General features: G+C 40.2%; 21 protein-coding genes and 4 pseudogenes. 23 read left to right on the top strand and 2 right to left on the bottom strand.

Going from position 1 to position 20,872, the window contains the following annotated elements; all coding sequences use genetic code 11:
- Positions 1-66: 66 nt before the first annotated feature.
- From ACFOSE_RS02370 to ACFOSE_RS02340, 7 genes are read left to right on the top strand one after another with little or no spacing between them, the layout of a single operon-like run.
- Entirely contained in the window at positions 67-579 is a 513-nt protein-coding gene (locus ACFOSE_RS02370; RefSeq protein WP_380429999.1) for an HXXEE domain-containing protein, read from the top strand.
- A gap of 42 nt (positions 580-621) precedes the next feature.
- Positions 622-1,110 carry a LytTR family DNA-binding domain-containing protein gene (locus ACFOSE_RS02365; RefSeq protein WP_380429993.1) on the top strand — a complete coding sequence of 163 codons (489 nt, stop codon included), beginning with the start codon at positions 622-624 and terminating at the stop codon, positions 1,108-1,110.
- On the top strand, positions 1,107-1,490 hold the full coding sequence (locus tag ACFOSE_RS02360; RefSeq protein WP_380429990.1) for a hypothetical protein: 384 nt from the start codon (positions 1,107-1,109) through the stop codon (positions 1,488-1,490). The genes ACFOSE_RS02365 and ACFOSE_RS02360 overlap by 4 nt, the downstream gene beginning before the upstream one ends.
- A 34-nt stretch (positions 1,491-1,524) precedes the next feature.
- Positions 1,525-2,223 carry an ABC transporter ATP-binding protein gene (locus tag ACFOSE_RS02355; RefSeq protein WP_380429987.1) on the top strand — a complete coding sequence of 233 codons (699 nt, stop codon included), beginning with the start codon at positions 1,525-1,527 and terminating at the stop codon, positions 2,221-2,223.
- The gene (locus ACFOSE_RS02350; protein WP_380429985.1) at positions 2,223-2,510 is read left to right on the top strand and encodes a hypothetical protein; all 288 of its coding nucleotides are present in this window, start codon (positions 2,223-2,225) and stop codon (positions 2,508-2,510) included. Before ACFOSE_RS02355 ends, ACFOSE_RS02350 begins: the two co-directional genes overlap by 1 nt.
- A gap of 17 nt (positions 2,511-2,527) precedes the next feature.
- Complete coding sequence (locus ACFOSE_RS02345; protein WP_380429996.1) at positions 2,528-3,928, top strand: FtsX-like permease family protein; 1,401 nt, start codon at positions 2,528-2,530, stop codon at positions 3,926-3,928.
- A 48-nt stretch (positions 3,929-3,976) separates the two neighbouring features.
- Positions 3,977-4,945 carry a ketopantoate reductase family protein gene (locus ACFOSE_RS02340; protein WP_380429982.1) on the top strand — a complete coding sequence of 323 codons (969 nt, stop codon included), beginning with the start codon at positions 3,977-3,979 and terminating at the stop codon, positions 4,943-4,945.
- A 52-nt stretch (positions 4,946-4,997) separates the two neighbouring features.
- Here the strand turns inward: ACFOSE_RS02340 and ACFOSE_RS02335 are convergent.
- Positions 4,998-5,641: pseudogene (locus ACFOSE_RS02335) on the bottom strand (HAD family hydrolase).
- Between the two features lie 136 nt (positions 5,642-5,777).
- On the opposite strand from ACFOSE_RS02335, the gene ACFOSE_RS02330 reads away from it, so the two are divergent.
- The gene (locus ACFOSE_RS02330; protein ID WP_380429980.1) at positions 5,778-6,755 is read left to right on the top strand and encodes a competence protein CoiA; all 978 of its coding nucleotides are present in this window, start codon (positions 5,778-5,780) and stop codon (positions 6,753-6,755) included.
- 23 nt (positions 6,756-6,778) lie between these two features.
- Positions 6,779-8,587: an oligoendopeptidase F gene (gene pepF / locus ACFOSE_RS02325; RefSeq protein ID WP_380429977.1), complete on the top strand. Its 1,809-nt coding sequence runs from the start codon at positions 6,779-6,781 to the stop codon at positions 8,585-8,587.
- Positions 8,588-8,863: 276 nt separating this feature from the next.
- On the opposite strand, the pseudogene ACFOSE_RS02320 reads toward pepF, so the two are convergent.
- Positions 8,864-9,144, bottom strand: a pseudogene (locus tag ACFOSE_RS02320) (tellurite resistance methyltransferase TehB); the annotation flags it as partial.
- A 249-nt stretch (positions 9,145-9,393) separates the two neighbouring features.
- Here ACFOSE_RS02320 and typA point away from each other — a divergent pair.
- The 14 genes and pseudogenes from typA to ACFOSE_RS02250 form a co-directional block, all read left to right on the top strand.
- Entirely contained in the window at positions 9,394-11,235 is a 1,842-nt protein-coding gene (gene typA / locus ACFOSE_RS02315; RefSeq protein ID WP_380429974.1) for a translational GTPase TypA, read from the top strand.
- Between the two features lie 35 nt (positions 11,236-11,270).
- A complete protein-coding gene (locus ACFOSE_RS02310; RefSeq protein WP_380429971.1) occupies positions 11,271-11,573 on the top strand; it encodes a DUF3165 family protein in 303 nt (100 codons plus the stop codon).
- A 140-nt stretch (positions 11,574-11,713) separates the two neighbouring features.
- On the top strand, positions 11,714-13,069 hold the full coding sequence (gene murD, locus ACFOSE_RS02305) for a UDP-N-acetylmuramoyl-L-alanine--D-glutamate ligase (RefSeq protein ID WP_380429968.1): 1,356 nt from the start codon (positions 11,714-11,716) through the stop codon (positions 13,067-13,069).
- Positions 13,070-13,071: 2 nt separating this feature from the next.
- Positions 13,072-14,145: a UDP-N-acetylglucosamine--N-acetylmuramyl-(pentapeptide) pyrophosphoryl-undecaprenol N-acetylglucosamine transferase gene (locus ACFOSE_RS02300; protein WP_380429965.1), complete on the top strand. Its 1,074-nt coding sequence runs from the start codon at positions 13,072-13,074 to the stop codon at positions 14,143-14,145.
- Between the two features lie 9 nt (positions 14,146-14,154).
- Positions 14,155-15,306 (top strand): cell division protein FtsQ/DivIB, encoded by a 1,152-nt coding sequence (locus ACFOSE_RS02295; RefSeq protein WP_380429962.1) that lies wholly within the window; start codon positions 14,155-14,157, stop codon positions 15,304-15,306.
- A gap of 82 nt (positions 15,307-15,388) precedes the next feature.
- Positions 15,389-17,074: a hypothetical protein gene (locus tag ACFOSE_RS02290; RefSeq protein WP_380429959.1), complete on the top strand. Its 1,686-nt coding sequence runs from the start codon at positions 15,389-15,391 to the stop codon at positions 17,072-17,074.
- Positions 17,075-17,561: 487 nt separating this feature from the next.
- Positions 17,562-17,681: pseudogene (locus ACFOSE_RS02285) on the top strand (triacylglycerol lipase); the annotation flags it as partial.
- A 90-nt stretch (positions 17,682-17,771) separates the two neighbouring features.
- On the top strand, positions 17,772-18,017 hold the full coding sequence (locus ACFOSE_RS02280; RefSeq protein ID WP_380429956.1) for a hypothetical protein: 246 nt from the start codon (positions 17,772-17,774) through the stop codon (positions 18,015-18,017).
- A 158-nt stretch (positions 18,018-18,175) separates the two neighbouring features.
- The gene (locus ACFOSE_RS02275) at positions 18,176-18,475 is read left to right on the top strand and encodes a hypothetical protein (protein WP_380429953.1); all 300 of its coding nucleotides are present in this window, start codon (positions 18,176-18,178) and stop codon (positions 18,473-18,475) included.
- Between the two features lie 56 nt (positions 18,476-18,531).
- A complete protein-coding gene (locus tag ACFOSE_RS02270; protein ID WP_380429950.1) occupies positions 18,532-18,945 on the top strand; it encodes a hypothetical protein in 414 nt (137 codons plus the stop codon).
- A 1-nt stretch (position 18,946) separates the two neighbouring features.
- Positions 18,947-19,675, top strand: a complete 729-nt coding sequence (locus ACFOSE_RS02265; RefSeq protein WP_380429948.1) for a lipase family protein — start codon at positions 18,947-18,949, stop codon at positions 19,673-19,675.
- 42 nt (positions 19,676-19,717) lie between these two features.
- Complete coding sequence (locus ACFOSE_RS02260; RefSeq protein ID WP_380429945.1) at positions 19,718-20,119, top strand: hypothetical protein; 402 nt, start codon at positions 19,718-19,720, stop codon at positions 20,117-20,119.
- Positions 20,120-20,123: 4 nt separating this feature from the next.
- A complete protein-coding gene (locus ACFOSE_RS02255; RefSeq protein WP_380429942.1) occupies positions 20,124-20,261 on the top strand; it encodes a hypothetical protein in 138 nt (45 codons plus the stop codon).
- Positions 20,262-20,872: pseudogene (locus ACFOSE_RS02250) on the top strand (DUF6792 domain-containing protein); the annotation flags it as partial.

Here is a 20,872-nt window from a genome sequence, read left to right as displayed (position 1 = left end):
ACTCCTGTTTCTAGTTTACTAGATTTCAACAGGAGTGTTTTTCTTCTGGCTCATGTTAGGGGGGCAGTGCCATCAGATTTACTCGCTTTTATTGCTATAACGCTTTTTATGATCCATGAGTTTGAAGAGATTATTTTAGTTTGTCCATGGATTGCTAAGAAAAAGAATGATCCCAAGTTTGCTAATGAGATATTTGTTGCAGGCAGAGCGCATTACCTTTCAGCGGAGACAATAGCTGCCCTCATTTTGGAAGAATTTGTTTTGGCTAGTCTGCTTTTGCTGGTAGGTATTCTTTTTAAGCTGCCGGAGCTAGTTTTAGCTATTACACTGGGGCATACTTTTCATCTGTTTTCTCATATCGGTCAGGCTATCAAATTTCGGACTTGGGTACCTGGCAGTCTCACTGCAGCCTTAACGCTTCCTTTACTTGTTTTGAGTATCATTGTGTTTTGTTTTTCCCAGACGATAAGCTGGATTCTTTTGCTGATGCTGACGATTATCATTTTCTTTCTTTTGTTACTTAATCTTAGGTTACTTCATCAGCAGGCAACTAAGGTGGAAAAATTCCTGCATTCCTAATCTAAAATTGTATCTCAGTTCTTCAATTCTGCATCTTGGTTGATGCAGGATTTTTTGCTGGGAAAGCTGTGCTATAATGGCACTATGAAATTACGAATCGAACAAGATGACCAGTATAAAGAATTAGAAATTTGTCTTAAATACGGTCAGAAAGACAAGCTGGTTGAGCGGATTCTCTCTTTTTTAGAGACGGTAGATAGGCAGCTCAGCTGTTATCAGGATGATGTGAAGCATTTGGTCAATGTATCTGATATTTATTATATTGAAAGTGTGGATAAAAAGACCTTTGTTTATGTGGCGGATAGGGTTTATCAGACAGATTTACGGCTCTATCAGCTTCTAGATGAATTGAGCAGCAGCGGCTTCGTCCAAATCAGCAAGGCTTGTCTGCTCAATATTAATGTTTTGGAGAGTATGCGACCACTTTTCAATAGCCGGATGGAAGCCACTTTAATGAATGGTGAAAAGGTCGTGGTAAATCGTAGTTATCTAAATGACGTAAAAGCAGCTTTGCGAGGTGGAGATCAATGAAAAAAATAATGACAAATATATTTGCAACAACAGGTATTTCTGTGATTCTTTTAGCCCTCATTGCCATTTTTTTCAAGGCCCAATGGTTGCTTTTGCTAACGATTTTTCAGGTTTTGATGGTTAATATCCTAATCCATGTCAGTCTCTTGACAAGACAAAAATGGGAGCTAGATTCCTTTTTGGCTGCTGTACTGGATTTGGTTATCATTGAAGCTATCCTCTTTTTAGCAGGTTCCCTCTTTAACTGGAATACTGGTGTCTGGATTCTTTTGCTGATGGGACTTATCGTGTATGCCTTATCACGAGGGTTGGATCTCTTTTATCTTAATAAAGAAGCGCGTGAAATCAATCTGCTGATCAAAAAACGTCAACGCTATTAATTATTTTGAAGTCAAAAAACATAGAGGTAAAATTATGAATGCCATCCTAGAAATCCATAAAGTAGATAAGTGCTATACGGAACATGACCATGTTCTCAAGAGCATTGATTTAAGTTTTGCTAGCCAGAGTTTCACTGTCTTGCTCGGTCAAAGCGGCTCTGGGAAATCCAGCTTACTCAATATCATGTCGGGTCTTCTAAGACCAACATCCGGAACGGTCTTACTCGATGGGCAGGATATTAATCGGCTAAAAGACAAACAGCTTGCGTCCATTCGTAGGAATATAATAAGCAATATCTACCAAGATTATATGCTCTTGTCTGAGCTTACTGTGCGAGAAAATATTGAACTAGGTAGAGGTCAGGATAATCTAGATTTTGATGAGCTTGTGACAAAACTAGGTATCAGTGATTTGCTGGGCAACTATCCTGATGAACTTTCCGGGGGACAAAAACAAAGGGTAGCCATCGCTCGCGCTCTTATCAAAAAACCTAAAGTGCTCTTTTGTGATGAAGCTACGGGTGCCTTAGATGAAGAAAATAGTAAGCAAGTGGTCAATCTCCTGCATGAGGTTGCTAAACTTTATAGCCTAACGGTTATTTTTGCAACCCACAACCTCAAAGTTGCTTTGACGGCAGACCGCGTCGTTACGCTTGGGAATGGTCACATTGTTCAGGATAAGACCAATGAGCAACCTCTTCTCCCATCCGAGGTAAATTGGGGGATTGACTGATGAAAAATATGTATAAACAATCCTTAGGTTATTTTCGCAAGAACCTATTAAATGTTTTAGTTTTAGGACTTCTCACTTTTTTGACTTCCTTTATGTATTTTTTTGTGGAAGCCTCCATTGATAAAAACTTAGCTTGGTTGTCTACTAAGGGGAGTTTAAGTAAGGATGAGAAGGCTCTTTTAGCCGCTCTCAATTCCAATAAAATTTTAGCATCTTCTTTTTTGATCTTTCTCCTTGCAATTACCTGTTTTGTTTTTTTTATGTTTTATAAAAAAATTTTGATTTAAACAGACAAAATTTAGGAATTTACCGCGCTTTAGGCTTTACTAAGAGGCAGATTACAGCTATTTACTTAACGCTTACGACTATTATCAGCCTTATCTGTTTAGTAATAGGATTGGCGGTCGGTTATTATTATTCCAAAATTTTGCTCACTAATTATCAGATATCCTATCATATTCAGTCTGTAGTTAGAGGGCTCTCGGTGTCTAGCCTTTTTATTGGGATTATTCTCCCTATTCTCCTTTTTTGCTTGATGACCTACCTAGCTACTCGTCTCTACAGTCAGGCAGAGGTTACCAATTTATTGTCTGGGCAAGGTCAGAAGAAGAGAAGCATTAAGGTTTTGCGTCTCCTCGAAAAAGCGACTAAGTTTTTCCCTGCTAAGTATTCTTCTTCCAGTAAGCTGGCCCTTAGAAATCCTTTTAGTCTCTTGCTTGTTCTGGTTTCTATCTACAGTTTTTTAGTGCTAGTGGTGATGAGCTTTTCTCTGCATTTAAGCAGTTCGCACGTCTATCAATTACAAACTGCTGCTCGCCGTTATAAATATGAAGTGACCTTTCCAGAGCAGCGTTTAGATGATAAAAGTTCAGACAATCAGTATTTCTTTAAAACAAAGGCTAAACTCTCAGTTAATAGTAAACAACTTGGTCAACAGGATTTGGTCGCTTTAGATGAAGGTCCCTATTTTCAATTGCAAACCGAGGATGGGATTATCCAACTAAGAAAAGACGAAGTGGCTATTAATTCACGTTTGGCTGAACTTTATAATCTTAAAGCGGGAGATAAGTTTCGGATTCAGACCAAGGACTTCACCAAAACCTTGACCATTAAAGCTATCGCAACAAATGAGAATACCAATAGTATCTACCTTGAACGGAGCTATTTTAATGAACTGAACGACCAGAGTGCTACAACTTATAACGGTCTGTGGAGCCAACGGTTGAAGACTAAGAGCAATGAAGGGCAAGTCGAGACTTATGAGGATTATGTTAAGGAACTGCAAAACGCCAATGTGTCCAATCGAACAAGTGCCGTTATCAACCAAGTTTTGGGTGTTGTTTTTGGTTCCCTCCTCATTTTTCTGGTTCTCTTGTTAAACTTCCAAGATAATACGATGAACTTTATTTATTTATGTAAACTGGGTTATCTACCTAAGGAAATCAAGCACATGCTCACCAATATTTATCTACCGTTGATAGTGATAACTTTTTTAGTCTTGATTGGGCCTAGTATTATCACGGTAAAGCAAATTCTTAAAGTTCTGTCTCTGCAGACGCGGGATTATTTGCCTTTTAGTACTAATCTTTACGTCTTTGTTTATGCCTTCCTTTGCTTGCTAGTCCTGTATTTCTTGGTTCTTGCTCTCTTTGATTTGAAACTCAAAGCGCTGTTTCGTAAGACCGAATTAGGGAAACGTTTGTAATAACTAGGTTTTGAATATAAAAAATAGGATTAGGAAAGGAGCCATCAAATGAAAATCTTGATTGTTGGTTTAGGCGTTATTGGAAGCACTTATGGTCATCTTTTTGAAAAGGCTGGTCATGAGGTAGAACACCTTATCAGAAAGGACAGCCCTAAAGCTGATATTAAGAGCCTTGCGGTTGAACTCTTGGATGGTAGAATAAGTGACAAAGGGAGTACTATCCGTGATTCTTATAGGATTAAATCATATACAGCTAGGACTTATGATTTTATTTTTATTAGTATCCCGGAAGGAGGCCTCACAGGGGTTCTGGCTGATCTTGAAGTACGTGGGATTTCTGGTACGCTTCTAGTTAACTGCGGTATTTGGCAAGACAAAGACTCTCTAGATTCTATGATGCAAGGTTGGAATTATATCTTGGGTTATCCCGTAGCTGGGGGAAACATCAAAAATAACCTATTGACCTGCTGCGTCTTTGATCATTTCATGCTAGAAAGAGAAGAGAAAGCAGCCATTCCTAACTATCAGGAGTTGGTGCAGCTTTTTGAGGACTGTTCCATAAAACTGGAGCAGCCCTACGATATGCTGGAGTGGATTTGGTTGCACATGGCCATCAATGCTGGGGTTATTTCAGCTATTGGAAAATATGGGGATATGACCAATACAACGGCTTCAGTTGAACAGGCAATTGCTTCTTCAAAAGCTCTGAGAGAAGCGGTTATAGCTATTCGTGAGACATCACGTATTGTGGCGGCGCGTGGTGTCATTCTCAGAAACTATGCAAATGAACTCCTACCTTACAAGATACCGACCTTCTTATCTGTCCCACTAATGAAACGCATGTTTGCTAAAAAGGTGCTAACCAGAAAGATTATTACCCTCCATAATAATCTTAGCGATTTGCTTTTTGTTTGTCAGTGTCTCTATGATAGTGGCAAAGCTCAAGCTATCTCTGCCCCGCATTTTTATGAGGCCTATAACATTACAAAGGATAAGCTAAGTCAGATGAGATCTTGATTCCACATAAAAAGCCTGTCTCCTTTAGATGTAGGAGTGACAGGCTTTTTCCTTACTTTTCAAAAAATGAATAAATATCTTGATAATCGTTGACCACTTGATCACAGACGCTTAGGTCTTGAGCGAGATAGTCAGGGTTGGTAAAACCGATACAGTACATACCAGCAGCTTTAGCAGCAAGGCTGCCATTTTTTGTGTCCTCAAAAACAATACAGTCCTCAGGAACAGCTCCTAGCAGTCGGGAAGTCTTCAAAAAGATATCTGGCTCAGGCTTAGAATGAACCACTTCTTCGCCACTGATTTTGACTTCGAAATCATCTGCTAGATCCAGAGCTTCAAGATTAGTGAGAATATCTTCCTTGGGTGAAGAAGAGGCAAATCCTAGATGGAAGCCCTTTTATCTGAGAAACTTTGCTAAATTCTGGACGCCTTTGATGGTTTGACTCCATCGCGTTTAATCAAGGCTTTCCTGCGCTGGTTCATCTCTTTAATCAAATCCTCAACGCTCTCTGTTAGTCCATTTTCCACCTTCATGGTTTGCCACATATCATCAAAAGTGGTTCCCATAAATTGATACTGATAAGATTCATCAGTATTAATGCCACGATCTAGCAGCATTTGGGTTTTGGTGGATAAAAAGACATATTCCGAATCTACAATTACGCCATCCATATCAAAAATAATTGTCTTGTTCATTAGGATCTCCCTAGATTTTTTCCATATTGTAAACGTTTTAGCAAGGATTAGTAAGAGCGAATGAGATTTTTAGATTCAAAGGAAGAACAGAGTAATTTCATTTATTTTTTTCGAATCATTTAGTGAGAGGTGGTTTATGTTATCAGCACTTGATGAAAAGGGATGTTTGGTGAATTTAGCGGTGACTATTCCTGAGCGTCAACATTTTACCTGTCCGGCTTGTGGGGCTGAGGTTCGTTTGAAAAATGGCTCAGTCATGCGACCGCATTTTGCCCATATCAATTTAAAAGATTGCCAGTCTTTTAGTGAAAATGAAGGTCCAGAACATTTAGGTCTCAAAACAGAACTTTACAGGAGTCTTTCTAGGAATTGTAAGGTTAGAGTGGAACAGTCTTTGCCTGAGATTCAGCAGATAGCGGATTTGTTAGTAGAGGATAAGTTAGCCTTGGAGGTGCAGTGTAGTCGTCTGTCCAATCAGCGTTTACGGGAGCGGACCAGGGATTATCACAAGCAGGGCTATCAAGTTAGGTGGTTGCTGGGGAGAAAACTTTGGCTGGATAAGTCTCTGAGTGACTTGCAGCGAGACTTTCTTTATTTTTCAGATAATATGGGTTTTCATCTCTGGGAATTGGACTTGGATCGACAATGCCTACGATTAAAATATTTGATTTACGAAGACTGGCATGGACGGGTGCATTACTTGGCTAAGGAATGTCACTTTACAGGAGATTTATTAGCTTTTCTGCGTCAACCCTTTGTGAAGCAGACCATGGTTTCTTACAGGGTGGCAATGGATCAGCAGCTTCTGCGCTATATTCAGTGCCAGCTCTATTTCCAAAATCCTAAATGGTTGAAGCAACAAGAAGCGGCTTATCAAAGAGGCGATAATCTGCTAACCAAGTCGGTGGAAGATTTTTATCCTCAGCTGAGACCGCCTCAAGGTCCTTTTTGCCAGATCCAACAGAATTTATCTTCATTCTATCAACGATTTGAGCAATTCTACAACAAGGTCAAAGACAAGAAGGAACAAATCCTTTATCCTCCAGCCTTTTATGGTAAAATAAAAACATTAAAATACAAAGAAAGGAAAACTCCTACCAGCTTTAAGAGTTAGCTAGCAGAAGTTTAGAAAGGCCTATGTCAGACAATCGTGCTCATATTGATGAAAAGTATCAGTGGGATCTGAGGACTGTTTTCCCGACAGACCAAGCTTGGAAGGAGGAGTTTGCGGATCTTAGTCAAGCTGTTGCAGAAGCTAAAGATTTATCAGGCCTCCTTGACAAGTCCGCTCAGAAACTTCTTGAGGTAACTGAAAGTTATTTAGCTCTTTCTCGTCGTCTGGAGAAGCTCTATGTCTATGCTTCCATGAAGAACGACCAAGACACCACAGTTAGCTATTATCAAGAGTTAGAATCCAAGGCGGTAAACCTCTATGCTAAGTATGGTGAAGCTTTTGCCTTCTTTGAACCAGAGGTCTTAGCTCTGGGTGAGGAAAAATTCCAAGAGTTTACCCAATCAGAAGAAAAGTTGAAAGGCTACCATCATTTCTTTGAACAGATTTTCAGCCAGAAGGATCATGTTCTCTCACAGATAGAAGAGGAGCTCTTAGCCAATGCTCGAGAGATTCTCGGTTCTGCCAGTGAAACGTTTGAAATTTTAGATAATGCAGATATCCGTTTCCCAATCATTACAGACAATAAGGGAAAAGAAGTGGAAATTACGCACGGAAACTTTATTACCCTTTTAGAATCATCAGACAGAGACTTGAGAAAAAAAGTTTATGAAGCTTATTATAGTCTCTATGAGCAGTTCCAACATACCTATGCCAAGACCTTACAGACGACAGTTAAGAGTCATAATTTTTCGGCCAAGACCCGACATTATACCTCCGCCCGTCAGGCGGCAATGGCCGGCAACCATATTCCAGAACGGGTCTATGATATTTTGGTAACAGCGGTTCACAGGCATCTTCCCCTGCTTCATCGTTATATAAAATTACGGCAGGAGATACTTGGTCTGTCAGATCTTAAAATGTATGATGTTTATGCGCCCCTCTCGCATAAGGATCTGTCTTTTAACTATGAGCAGGCCTTGACAAAAGCCCAAGAAGTGCTAGCTGTTTATGGTAGAGATTATTCTGAGCGCGTCAAGCGTGCCTTTAACGAGCGTTGGATTGATGTTCATGTCAATAAGGGCAAGCGCTCAGGAGCTTATTCAGGTGGTTCTTACGATACCAATGCCTTCATGCTGCTTAACTGGCAAGATACGCTGGATAATCTCTATACGCTGGTCCACGAAACAGGTCACAGTATGCATTCGACCTTTACCAGAGAAAATCAGCCTTACGTCTACGCTGATTATGGTATTTTCTTGGCGGAAATTGCTTCAACGACTAATGAAAATATTATGACAGAAACCCTGCTCAAGGAGGCTGCTGATGATAAGGAGCGTTTTGCTCTATTGAATCACTATCTGGACAGCTTCAAGGGAACTGTTTTTCGTCAGACACATTTTGCAGAATTTGAACAGCAGATCCATGAAGCAGATGCTAATGGAGAAGTACTGACCAGCCAATACCTCAATAACCTTTATGCGGATTTAAATGAAACCTATTACGGTCTCTCTAAGGAAGATAATCCTGAAATCCAGTATGAGTGGGCTCGCATTCCTCATTTCTACTACAATTATTATGTTTATCAGTACGCTACAGGTTTTGCGGCAGCCAGTTATCTCGCCCCAAAAATTAGTCATGGTAGTCAAGCGGACAAGGAAGCTTATCTGCATTACCTTAAAGCAGGAAGTTCTGACTATCCCTTGGAAGTCATTGCCAAAGCTGGTCTCGATATGACAAAGTCGGACTATCTGGACTCAGCCTTTGCCGTATTTGAAGAACGCTTGCAGGAATTGGAAGATTTGGTTGCAAAAGGTGTACATCTGAATGGATGAAAGGATATACTTATTTTTTCGAGATATGTGTTGTGCTAGAATATTACTTTATCAGAAAAAAGAGGCTAGAATAAAAGTCTGGCCTTCTTTGTTTTACCCTAGCTTTACCAGATTAACGAGAAAGGATTGATTGGCAGTCCTTATTCCTTGCTAGGTAAGTGATAGCAGTCAAGCTAATCAGCTGTGCAGAAAAAAGCAGGGCGACAGAATCGAAATTGCGATTTTATCACAATTTATCGATTTTGGTCCACTTTCTTTTCTATATAGTCTTTAATCTTACTTGATTTTTCTAACTAGCGTGGCCGCAAAGCATAGGCGGATAGGATTACCCTCTCTATCACATCGGTGGAGATAACCGAAGTTCTCGTTACATTCGAGTAATTCCCAGTCGGCATAGTAATCAGCCAGTTGATCAGTTTTAAAGGTGAGAGGAAAGGGTATAGAACAAGGAGCGTCCTTTCCGTATCCATGGCACAGACGATGAGGTTGTAGCCACCGACCTTGGTATGCTTTTTTTGCATATTGCGAATGGTATTCGGTATCCTTTCGGGGGTTAATTGGGCATGAGTTTATAGAGCATGAGTTTGTCTGTATCGGTCATCGCTCTTTTCCTCTGAGCTTGTGCTTGTCTTCATTATAGATAGTAAAAATCTCTTTACTTGGTCTCCGACACTTAAAAATGAGGCTGCTTGTGTCAACAAGACTTTTTAGCTTAAAAACGTTTACATGTACGGCTTTCTGATTTTTAAGGGAAATTGTGATACAATGAAAAAGTTGAAATATTATAGAATGAAACAGAGGAAATCATGACAAAACTTAGAGAAGATATTCGTAATGTCGCTATTATCGCCCACGTTGACCACGGGAAAACAACCCTTGTTGATGAACTTTTGAAACAGTCCCACACGCTTGATGAGCGCAAGGAGCTTGATGAACGTGCCATGGACTCTAACGACTTGGAAAAAGAGCGCGGTATTACGATTCTTGCCAAAAATACAGCTGTTGCTTACAATAATGTCCGTATCAATATCATGGATACCCCAGGGCACGCTGATTTTGGTGGTGAAGTAGAGCGTATCATGAAAATGGTCGACGGTGTTGTATTGGTTGTCGATGCTTACGAAGGAACCATGCCTCAGACTCGTTTTGTTTTGAAAAAAGCGCTGGAGCAAAACCTGACTCCAATTGTTGTTGTCAATAAAATCGATAAACCGTCAGCTCGACCAGAAGAAGTAGTTGATGAAGTTCTCGAACTCTTTATCGAATTGGGAGCAGATGACGATCAGTTGGAATTTCCAGTTGTCTACGCTTCGGCCATCAACGGGACCTCTTCACTGTCAGATAATCCTGCTGATCAAGAGCATACCATGGCACCGATTTTTGATACTATTATCGACCATATTCCTGCACCTGTTGATAATTCAGACGAGCCTTTGCAGTTCCAAGTGTCGCTGCTGGACTACAATGATTTTGTTGGCCGTATTGGTATTGGACGTGTTTTCCGTGGTTCTATCAAAGTTGGCGATAATGTTACTCTCTCTAAACTGGATGGTACAACTAAGAATTTTCGCATAACGAAGCTCTTTGGTTTCTTTGGTCTTGAGCGCCGTGAAATTCAGGAAGCTAAGGCAGGTGACTTGATTGCTGTTTCAGGAATGGAAGACATTTTTGTCGGAGAAACAATTACTCCGACAGATGCTATTGAACCATTGCCAGTGCTTCGTATTGATGAGCCTACCCTGCAAATGACCTTCTTGGTAAATAATTCACCATTTGCTGGTCGTGAAGGGAAATGGGTGACCTCACGCAAGGTTGAAGAACGTCTTTTGGCAGAGCTCCAAACGGATGTTTCTCTACGTGTTGACCCGACAGATTCCCCTGATAAATGGATCGTTTCAGGACGTGGTGAGCTTCACTTATCCATCCTAATTGAAACCATGCGTCGTGAGGGCTATGAGCTACAGGTATCACGTCCAGAGGTTATTGTTAAAGAAGTTGATGGCATTAAAATGGAGCCTTTTGAACGTGTTCAAATCGATACGCCAGAAGAATACCAAGGAGCAGTTATCCAAAGCCTGTCAGAGCGTAAGGGTGACATGCTTGATATGCAAGTCGTTGGTAATGGTCAAACCCGTTTGATTTTCTCAGTACCATCTAGAGGCTTGATTGGTTACTCTACCGAATTTCTATCAATGACTCGCGGTTATGGTATCATGAACCACACCTTTGACCAATACATGCCAGTTGTTCCTGGTGAAATTTCAGGCCGCCATCGTGGGGCTCTTGTTTCTATTGAAAATGGTAAGGCAACGACCTATTCCATCATGCGTATTGAAGAACGTGGTACCATCTTTGTCAACCCAGGCACAGAAGTTTACGAAGGCATGATTGTTGGGGAAAATGCTCGGGACAATGATTTAGGTGTCAACATCACAACCGCTAAACAGATGACCAACGTCCGCTCAGCAACCAAGGACCAAACAGCTGTTATCAAAACGCCGCGTATTCTGACCTTGGAAGAATCACTCGAATTCTTGAACGATGATGAATACATGGAAGTAACCCCAGAATCTATTCGCCTGCGTAAGCAAATCCTCAACAAGGCTGCGCGTGATAAAGCTAATAAAAAGAAAAAATCAGCTGAATAAGCAGCTAAACCAACAGAATCTAGAAAGGAGCTTCAATGTTTTACTTTATCGTTGCAATTCTAATTGCACTTTATTATTTCTTTGCGGCTCCCAAAACGGTTAAAAACACCATGAATATGATCACAACCATGGCTATTATAGCGGTTTTGCTGGTCTTATCAGTAATGGGCTTTGTTCGCTTGCTCCAATCGCCGCCCGAGGTTTTTGTCTCAATAGCCATGATTGGTTTGGCCTATTACAGCTTAAAAGACATTCTCAAATTATCGGCTAAGCCTAATAAACACAGTCGTTATATCGTTGGACTGAAAGATTATTTAATCCATCATTTCAGGTCCTGATGCAAGAAGCGGGATGCAGACCCTAAGAAGGATTTTAGGAGTCTGCCTTCTGCTTTTTTCTTTTCTGCCCTTTATCTTGAAAAAGAGGGCGATTAAGGGTAAAATAAGAGGGACTATAACAGGTTAGAATGGGATAGATAATGAAAGCAATTAAAGACTTTGAAAATAAAAAAGTATTGGTGCTAGGCTTGGCTCGTTCAGGTGAGGCAGCAGCCCGCCTTTTATCAAAATTAGGAGCCATCGTTACTGTTAATGACAGCAAACCTTTTGAAGAAAATCCTTCAGCTCAGGCCTTGCTCGAAGAGGGAATCAAAGTTATCTGCGGTTCGCATCCTTTGGAACTCTTGGATGAAGATTTTGAGTATATGATTAAAAATCCAGGAATTCCTTATGCCAATCCGATGGTAGCCAAGGCTTTGGATAAGGGAATTCCTGTTTATACCGAGGTAGAGCTAGCCTATTGCATCTCTGAAAGTCCGATAATTGGTATCACAGGTTCTAACGGAAAGACCACCACAACCACTATGATTGCGGATGTCCTCAATGATGCCGGTCAATCAGGGCTTCTGTCGGGGAATATTGGCTTTCCAGCCTCAGAAGTAGCAATGACAGCAAGTGAAAAAGATAAGCTAGTGATGGAGCTTTCTTCCTTCCAACTGATGGGAATTGATCGTTTCCACCCTCATATTGCTGTTATTACCAATTTGATGCCCACCCACATTGACTATCACGGTTCTTTTGAAGACTATGTAGCAGCTAAATGGAACCTGCAAAATAATATGACTACTGATGATTATTTGGTATTGAATTTCAATCAGGATCTAGCCAAAGAATTAGCCAATAAGACACAAGCTACTCTTGTTCCATTTTCAACGCGTGAAGAAGTGGATGGAGCTTATTTATCAGATGGCAATCTTTATTTCAAGGGCGAGGCTGTCATGGCAGCAGATAACATAGGAGTTCCTGGCAGTCACAATATTGAAAATGCTCTAGCTACGATTGCTGTTGCTAAATTATTAGGTATTTCTAATGATGTGATTGCAGAGACCCTGTCTCATTTTGGTGGAGTTAAGCACCGTCTTCAATCTTTGGGTCAAATTGATGATGTGCAGTTTTACAATGATAGTAAGTCAACCAATATCTTGGCAACCCAAAAGGCTCTATCTGGTTTTGATAACAGCAAGGTAATTTTAATTGCTGGTGGTCTGGACCGTGGTAATGAATTTGATGAGCTGGTTCCAGATTTGATTGGACTTAAAAAGATGGTCATTCTGGGAGAATCCGCTCCTCGGGTTAAACGTGCAGCCGACAAAGCTGGGGTTGATTACCTTGATGCCAAGGATATCCAAGAGGCGACTCAGATAGCTTTTAGAGAAGCACTGGCTGGAGATGTTGTCCTACTCAGTCCAGCCAATGCTAGCTGGGATATGTATAGGAACTTTGAAGTCCGTGGTGATGAATTTATCGCAGCTTTTGAAGCGCTCAAAGGAGAATAAACATGGCTAAAAAGATTGTCTTTACAGGTGGAGGAACCGTCGGTCATGTTACTCTCAATTTGATTTTAATTCCTAAGTTTCTAAAAGATGGTTGGGAAGTCCATTATATTGGTGACAAGCATGGGATTGAGCATGAACAGCTGCTACAATCGGGATTAGACGTTACCTTTCATAGTATTGCTACCGGGAAACTCCGCCGCTATTTTTCTTTTCAAAATATGCTGGATCTCTTTAAGGTTGCTTGGGGCGTCTTACAATCCTTGATGATTATTTCTAGAATTAGACCACAAGCTCTTTTCTCTAAGGGAGGATTTGTTTCAGTTCCGCCGGTGATTGCGGCTAAGGTCTTGCGTGTACCAGTATTTGTTCATGAGTCTGATTTGTCCATGGGCTTAGCCAACCGTATTGCCTATAAGTTTGCGACGACCATGTACACTACCTTTGAGCAGGCAGAATCTCTGAGTAAGGCTCAGCATGTCGGAGCCATTACCAAGGTAGCTACTCAACAAGAAATAAAAGAAGAGTCTAAAGAGATTAGTCGTATCAAGAAGCAGTTTGATAGTCGTTTACAAACCCTACTCTTTGTCGGTGGTTCGGCTGGAGCCAAGGTTTTTAATGATTTTATCACCAATAATCCTGATTTGATGGCAGACTATAATGTTATTAATATTTCGGGTGATAAAACGCTCAATAGTCTGAGCAAAAACCTTTACCGCATAGACTATGTGACCGATCTCTACCAACCCTTGATGGATTTGGCCGATATTGTCATTACCCGAGGTGGTTCTAATACGATTTTTGAACTCTTAGCTATGCAGAAACTGCACATTATTGTTCCGCTTGGTAAAGAAGCTAGTCGGGGAGACCAGTTGGAGAATGCGGCTTATTTTGAAAAAAAAGGCTATGCACCACAATTGGCTGAAGCCGATTTAACCTTGGAAAAGTTGAAGGTTAAATTGAGTCAGTTACTAGCTGATCATGAAACTTATGAGCAAGCTATGGCTTCAACAAGTGAACTGACATCTCAGGATGCCTTTTATGAGCTTTTAAGCTCGGCTATCTCCCAGAAAAAATAGGAGGGAACTTTGGCTAAGAAAAAAGATAAAGCACCAAAGGAACAAGAAGAAAAGATGGAGCTGACGGAATGGCAAAAGCGTAACTTGGACTTCTTGAAACAAAAAGAAAAAGAAAAAAAAGAGCAGGAAAAACTGCAAAAAGAATTGGTTGCTAAAAAACGTGAGCGTATCCAGGGAAAAGATTTAAACAAAGAGCAAGAAGAGCCCGATAAGAAAGGGAAAAAATCCACTTCATCTGCCAAATCCAAGTCTGGAGGGAAAAAGGTCAAGCCTAAGTCTGCTACCAAACAGAAACTGCAAGTCAAAAAAAAGGTTAAGCCTAAGTCAACCAAATTTAAGCGTCGTCTGATCAGTATTTTAGTGCCAGCAATTTTAGGAATTTTATTCGCCCTTTATTTGATGACACCGGCTAGTAAAATAAAGCATGTCTCAGTTGAAGGAGTCAATCATACGACTAGTGATTCGGTTCTCAAGGCCTCGGGCTTGACAGATGACCAATACACTTTTTCTACAGTCTTCAATAGCGGTAATATTGCTAGAGCGGTTGAAAAGAGAGATGTATGGGTCAAGTCAGCCAAGGTCAATTATAAGTTTCCTTTTACCTTTACTATTGGGGTCAAGGAATATAACATTGTCGCCTATGCTCAGACGGACCAAGGCTATGTTCCTATTTTAGAAAATGGAAGACGTCTAGATAGTGTCCAAAGCAGTGATTTACCAGAGAAATTTACTACAATCAATATTGATAACGGCAAGTACCTCTCCACTCTAATCAAGAAATTAACCAAAATGGATCAAAAGCTCATCTCGGAAATCAAGGTTATCACACTGGCAGGGTCAAAAGTAACGCCGGATCTCCTTAATTTGGAGATGCAAGATGGCAACACGGTGCGCGTGCCGCTGTCAGACATTGATCGGAAGTTAATTTATTATGATGATATCAAATCCAAGCTCAGGGATAATCATATCATTGATATGGAAGTTGGCATTTACGCCACAAATGATGATAATAATGATGACTCTACAGAAGAAACACAAGAGCAATCAGAAGATGGCAATCAGAATCAAAATCCAGAAACTGAAAATTCTTCGCAGGACAATCCGGAACAATCGGAAGAACAGCCTCAGGAAAATGTGGATCAAGCAGCTGATTCAGCTTAAGATAGCTTTACAAGGTAAATCATAACATGCTAAAATAAGAAGACATCTTGTAATCACTACAATTATTAAAAAGGAGGCCATTATGGCAACAAAAAAAGAGTGGGTAAACTTATTTGAGTCAGTAACAGGCCGCAAGCCAAGCGCTGCCGAATACGCGGAAGCGATGGCAAACGGCTTTGATACAACTCTAATTGTGCCTGAAACCAATCAGTCAGCAGATAATACTGCTAATACTGGTAAAAATTGGGCAAAGTTATTTGAATCCGTTACAGGTCGCAAACCGACTGCGAACGAATTTATGCAAGGTAAGAATACAAATTTTGATCCAGCGCAGATCGCTTCGATTACAAATGCGGGGTCTGCCGCTCAAACGGCAGATCAGCAAAGTACAGCAGTATCGGTTTCGGAAGCTCAGCCAACAACACCAGCTTCTAAGCCGGTTGCCCAGCAGTCTCAACAAGCTCAAGAAACAGCAATTGGATCTGAACAAAACTCCCAAGATGTTGCCAGTGAATCGAGGCTCGGAGCACAACAGCCCACAGGACAGGTTCCAAATCAAGACCTCCCTCTTCAAAATCCTGTAGATAATGAGGCGCCTATAGCTTCTCAGTCAGAGCAAACTGCTGAACAGCCTCAATCTGCTGGTAATAAAGCATTTACAGGGAAATTCCAGGACCAAGAATTTACAGTTCCAGAACAAGTTGCAGATGGACAAAATGCTGCAGTTTATCCACAAACTGCCTCCGGTGCCCCACAAGGAGTGAATCAGGGAGACGCTGCTGCCCAGCACCAACCCAATATTCCTCAAATGTCGGGACAAGCTGTTTTCCAACCAAATCCTGCTATGTCAGGACAAGTGCAAGGAATGACCCCTAATACGAAGGTTAATAAGACTGGTTTAGTCATAGAAATAATTCTACCGATCGTCTCAATCGTAGTATCCCTTGTTTTTGCAGCCTTATCTTTTGTGATATCTGCCCCATTGTTTGCAGGACTTTCGGTTCTCAGTTTAATTTTTGCCGGCGTCTTATTCATCTTGAATCTTAAGGGTAAAAAGCTCTTCTTCATCATCGCTTTAGTTGTTGCAGTACTTGCCATTATCACTAGCAGCCTTGCAATCTTTGTCAATTCTTCAGCAAAACCATCAGATAATAAAACAACAGCTTCCAGCAAGAGTTCTAAATATAAAGTTAAGGACAACAGCACAAATGAAAATGACTATATTGATAAAAAATATAAATTTGAGTGGAAGAAAAATGACTTCAAGGAATTAAAAATTGACTCAGATAGTGTTTCAGACGTCATTGAGAAACACGGCAAAGCTTCCGATGCTGAAATTACAGAAGATGATTTAACGCTTATTTATAAAGGTGAAGATGCAAATTCTGTTGTTGCTTATTTTGAAAAAGAATATGATGGAACGTTTATTCTTAAAAGTGTTTATGGAAGATTGAACGCTGATGATATTACTACCAATAGTGACTACAAATCAAACTGGAAACAGTCGGATTATGATAATCTGAAAACAGGAGATAGTTCTACGGGGAGTGGGGGCACTAAATGGTCTGAAATTCATGAAAAATATGGCAATCCAACATCAGCATGGTATACCATAAGTTTATATGATACGAATGATAAAATTGAGTATAAACTTTTCGTATCTTATTCTGACTATGATGCTGATGATTCTCATCTTGACAATGTTTCATTAACCTTTGCATCAGAGGATGATGGTAAGACCTATAATTTAGCTTCTAAATCTAATTAAATATAAAAAGAGGCTGAGACAAAAAGATTTTGATTTTTGAGATTTTTGTCATCAAATTTTCGAACTTGATAAATAAAACACAAAAAGTGAACAAAACAGGATTCTGAGCGTCAGAAAACTAGTTTTGTTCGCTTTTTATATTTGAAGCTGGACTTTTGTCCCATATTTATTTTTTATTAATTCTTTATTAACTGCGGTGGATTGCTAAAAAGTTAATATCTAGAGAGAACGACGGTACCTCCTGTCAAATGGACAATGAGATAATAAAAATTTTAAGCAGGGGCCTTGTTCCTCATTTCAGAAGGAGCGAGGTTGTTGTGCTTATTCTTGCAATTATCAGGAATAAAAATTCAACTATTTCGGCAAACGAAAAGGAAGAATCTAGCCAATCTGAGGCTGCTTTGGGACTCGACCCTTAAGCAAATTTATGAAATTGAAAAATTCTATCAAAGTGGATAGTTTAGATGCTGGAGAGAAACACCAAGCCCTCAAAGTCAAAGACAACACCGCCAACGTCATGCAGGCCATGGCGGTAGCACCGATGGATAAGGACGGCAATGTGGATACCAGCCAAGTGGTAATTGCCTATGCCGGGACGAACTCCACTATGGAAACCTATTCGACAAAAGACTACTCCTTATGATATTCTATGAGGTAAGAAAAGTTCTTACTTGATAATGTGACACAAGGAGAGTTTATGACATTAAAAAAGAAGTTGATAGTTTTATTAGGAATCACAGCAGTTTTAGTGATAGGAGGAATAGCAACGATTAATCCCTTTACAGGTGAAAGAGAGCCAAAGTATAAACAGGAACAGGATAGGATGGCTCAATATCTGGTTGAACATTATGAATTAACAAATGGTGATAGCATAAAATCAATAGAGATTATAGAGTTTCAGAAAAATGAAATGACCGGTTACTGGAGAATTACCACAAAATAAATGATAAATATTATATTTCATTTAGTGAAAAACAACTTGGTGGAGAGCTAGAAGGGGAAGGATATGATTCGGGTGAAATAAGAGTTCTCCCAGAAGATAATCAAGTTGGTAATATAGGAAATATTAAGATTATCTATATAAAGGAGTAAATAACTAGCATGGTTACAGAACAAGATTATAATAAAATCGCCAACGCTGCCTATAATGTTGATTCATCAAAAGTTAAAGTTCCGTTATCAGAGGGGAAAGAAATTTTAGGCGGCAAATACCAAGTCCTCAAGGTTAAAGACAACACAGATAATGGCATGCAGGCTATGGCTGTAGCACCGGTTGATAAGGACGGCCATGTGAATACCAGCCAAGTGGTGATTGCCTATGTGGGGACGAACAAATCTGATCCTGATGATATTGCGACTGATGTGCAGTCTCTTGGCATGGCAACCTCTATTATCATATAACTCCAGCCAGTTAAGGTGTAGCTGGTTTGGCTTATATGATAACAAAGGAGGTATTCATGAAGAGATGGAAAAAGTTGTTAATTCCATTAGGAATCACAGTCGTTTTAATAGGAGGAGGTATAGCAATGTTTAATCTACTTGGAGGGATGACTAACCCTTTTACAGATGAAAAAGTACTTAAATATAATAAGCGTAATCAGGACAAGATAGTGCAATATCTGGTTGCAAACTATGAGGGTATTCATAAAGTGAAATTTGAGGATATTAGTCAAAATAAAACAACGGGTTCTGAGACAGTTTATTTAAGTATTAACAACAGTAGTAAGTTATCTATTACATTTTATGATATAGATGATGTGGATTCTTATGTTCCGAGTTGGAATCCCAAAACTTTTAAACTTCAGGAAAAATCTAATGTAGATAATAATGTTACAGTCAGTGATGTTCATATCACTTACTTGGAGGAATGAAATGGCAGTGACAGAACAAAATTATAGAGATATAGCAGATAGAGTTTATGCTGTTGAGGATGGTAAAGAAGCTCATACAATAATCAAGAATGATACATTTAAGTCTGGCGGAGACAAATACCAAGTCCTCAAGGTTGAAGACAATACAGATAACGGCATGCAGGCTATGGCGGTGGCGCCGGTTGATAAGGACGGCAATGTGGATACCAGCCAAGTGGTAATTGCCTATGCCGGGACGAATGCAGGTGATCCTAAAGATCTCGAAACCGATGCTCAATCTATTGGACTGGGAAGAGACAAGTTACAAATGCGTACAGGATTAAATTCTGCTTCTGTAACTGATTCCCAGTTCCGCACCGCCCAAGACTTTGCCAAGGAAGTTGAAAAAGAATACCCCAAAGCCAAAATCACCACTACAGGCCATTCTCTCGGAGAATCTCTGGCCATGTATGTGGCCTTGCACCAAGGCTATAAGAATGTCGGCTTTAATGGACCTGATATCCACAACCTGCTCTCAGATAAAGAAATCAAATATATGCAGAAACACCGTGAGCAGTTTCGCAATTACCGCAATCCCCATGATGGTGTTGGGAATATTACCGGCAATGAGACGGAAACAGCTATCTATGTAGATAGGCAAAATGGCGCTATTTCAGAAGATCACAGTCTCTCGGAATGGCGATTTGATCAGGATGGTAATCTTTGTTATCATATAATCCCAGCCAGTTAAGGTGTAGCTGGTTTGGCTTATATGATAACAAAGGAGGTATTCATGAAGAAATGGAAAACGTTATTAGCACTAGGTGCAGTTGGAATATTAGTGATGTTAGGAGGATGTCGTATGTTTGGAGATAAAGAAGAAACTTTAACGAAGGAACAGCAGGATAATGTGGTAAGGTGGATTGCGCGTGGGTATGATGTTCATGCTGTGGACTTTATTTCTTTTAGCAAAGATAAAAGTACAGGCATGTATCTTTTATCCTTCAGATTAAATAGTAATAAGAATTACGAGACAACTATTTCGATAAATGAAAAGGAGGAATTTAGCCAATCTGATGGTATTCTGGGGCTCAATCCTATAAACAGATTTAGGGAATTAGAAAAGAAAAAAACACTCGATAAAGAATATAAAATTGATATTTCACAGATAGAAATTACATATTTAGAGGAGTAGGGATATGTCAATTACAGATGAACAGTATAAATGGCTGGCAGAACAGTCCTACTGGGTCGAAGAGGACAGAGAAGATGTCAGATACCATCCAGAAGAAGGTGAGTTATATAACTATAATCCCCAAAATAAAGCTCTCGGATAATTCAAAGTCCTAAAAGTTGAAGACAACACAGACAATGGCATGCAGGCTATGGCTGTAGCACCTGTGGATAAGGACGGCAATGTAGATACCAGCCAAGTCGTTATCGCTTATGCGGGGACGAATGCAGGTGATCCTAAAGATCTCGAAACCGATGCTCAATCTATTGGACTGGGAAGAGACAAGTTACAAATGCGTACAGGATTAAATTCTGCTTCTGTAACTGATTCCCAGTTCCGCACCGCCCAAGACTTTGCCAAGGAAGTTGAAAAAGAATACCCCAAAGCCAAAATCACCACTACAGGCCATTCTCTCGGAGAATCTCTGGCCATGTATGTGGCCTTGCACCAAGGCTATAAGAATGTCGGCTTTAATGGACCTGATATCCACAACCTGCTCTCGGATAAAGAAATCAAATATATGCAGAAACACCGTGAGCAGTTTCGCAATTACCGCAATCCCCATGATGGTATTGGGAATATTACCGGCAATGAGACGGAAACAGCTATCTATGTGGATAGGCAAAATGGCGCTATTTCAGAAGATCACAGTCTCTCGGAATGGCGATTTGATAAAAACGGCAATCTGGTCGACAAGAACGGCATTATAGCGGA

The sequence above is a fragment of the Streptococcus dentapri genome (assembly GCF_042649885.1).
Classification (GTDB): Bacteria; Bacillota; Bacilli; order Lactobacillales; family Streptococcaceae; genus Streptococcus; species Streptococcus dentapri.
The sequence above is the reverse complement of the archived record's forward strand: the minus strand, read 5'-3'. Positions and strand labels throughout refer to the sequence as shown.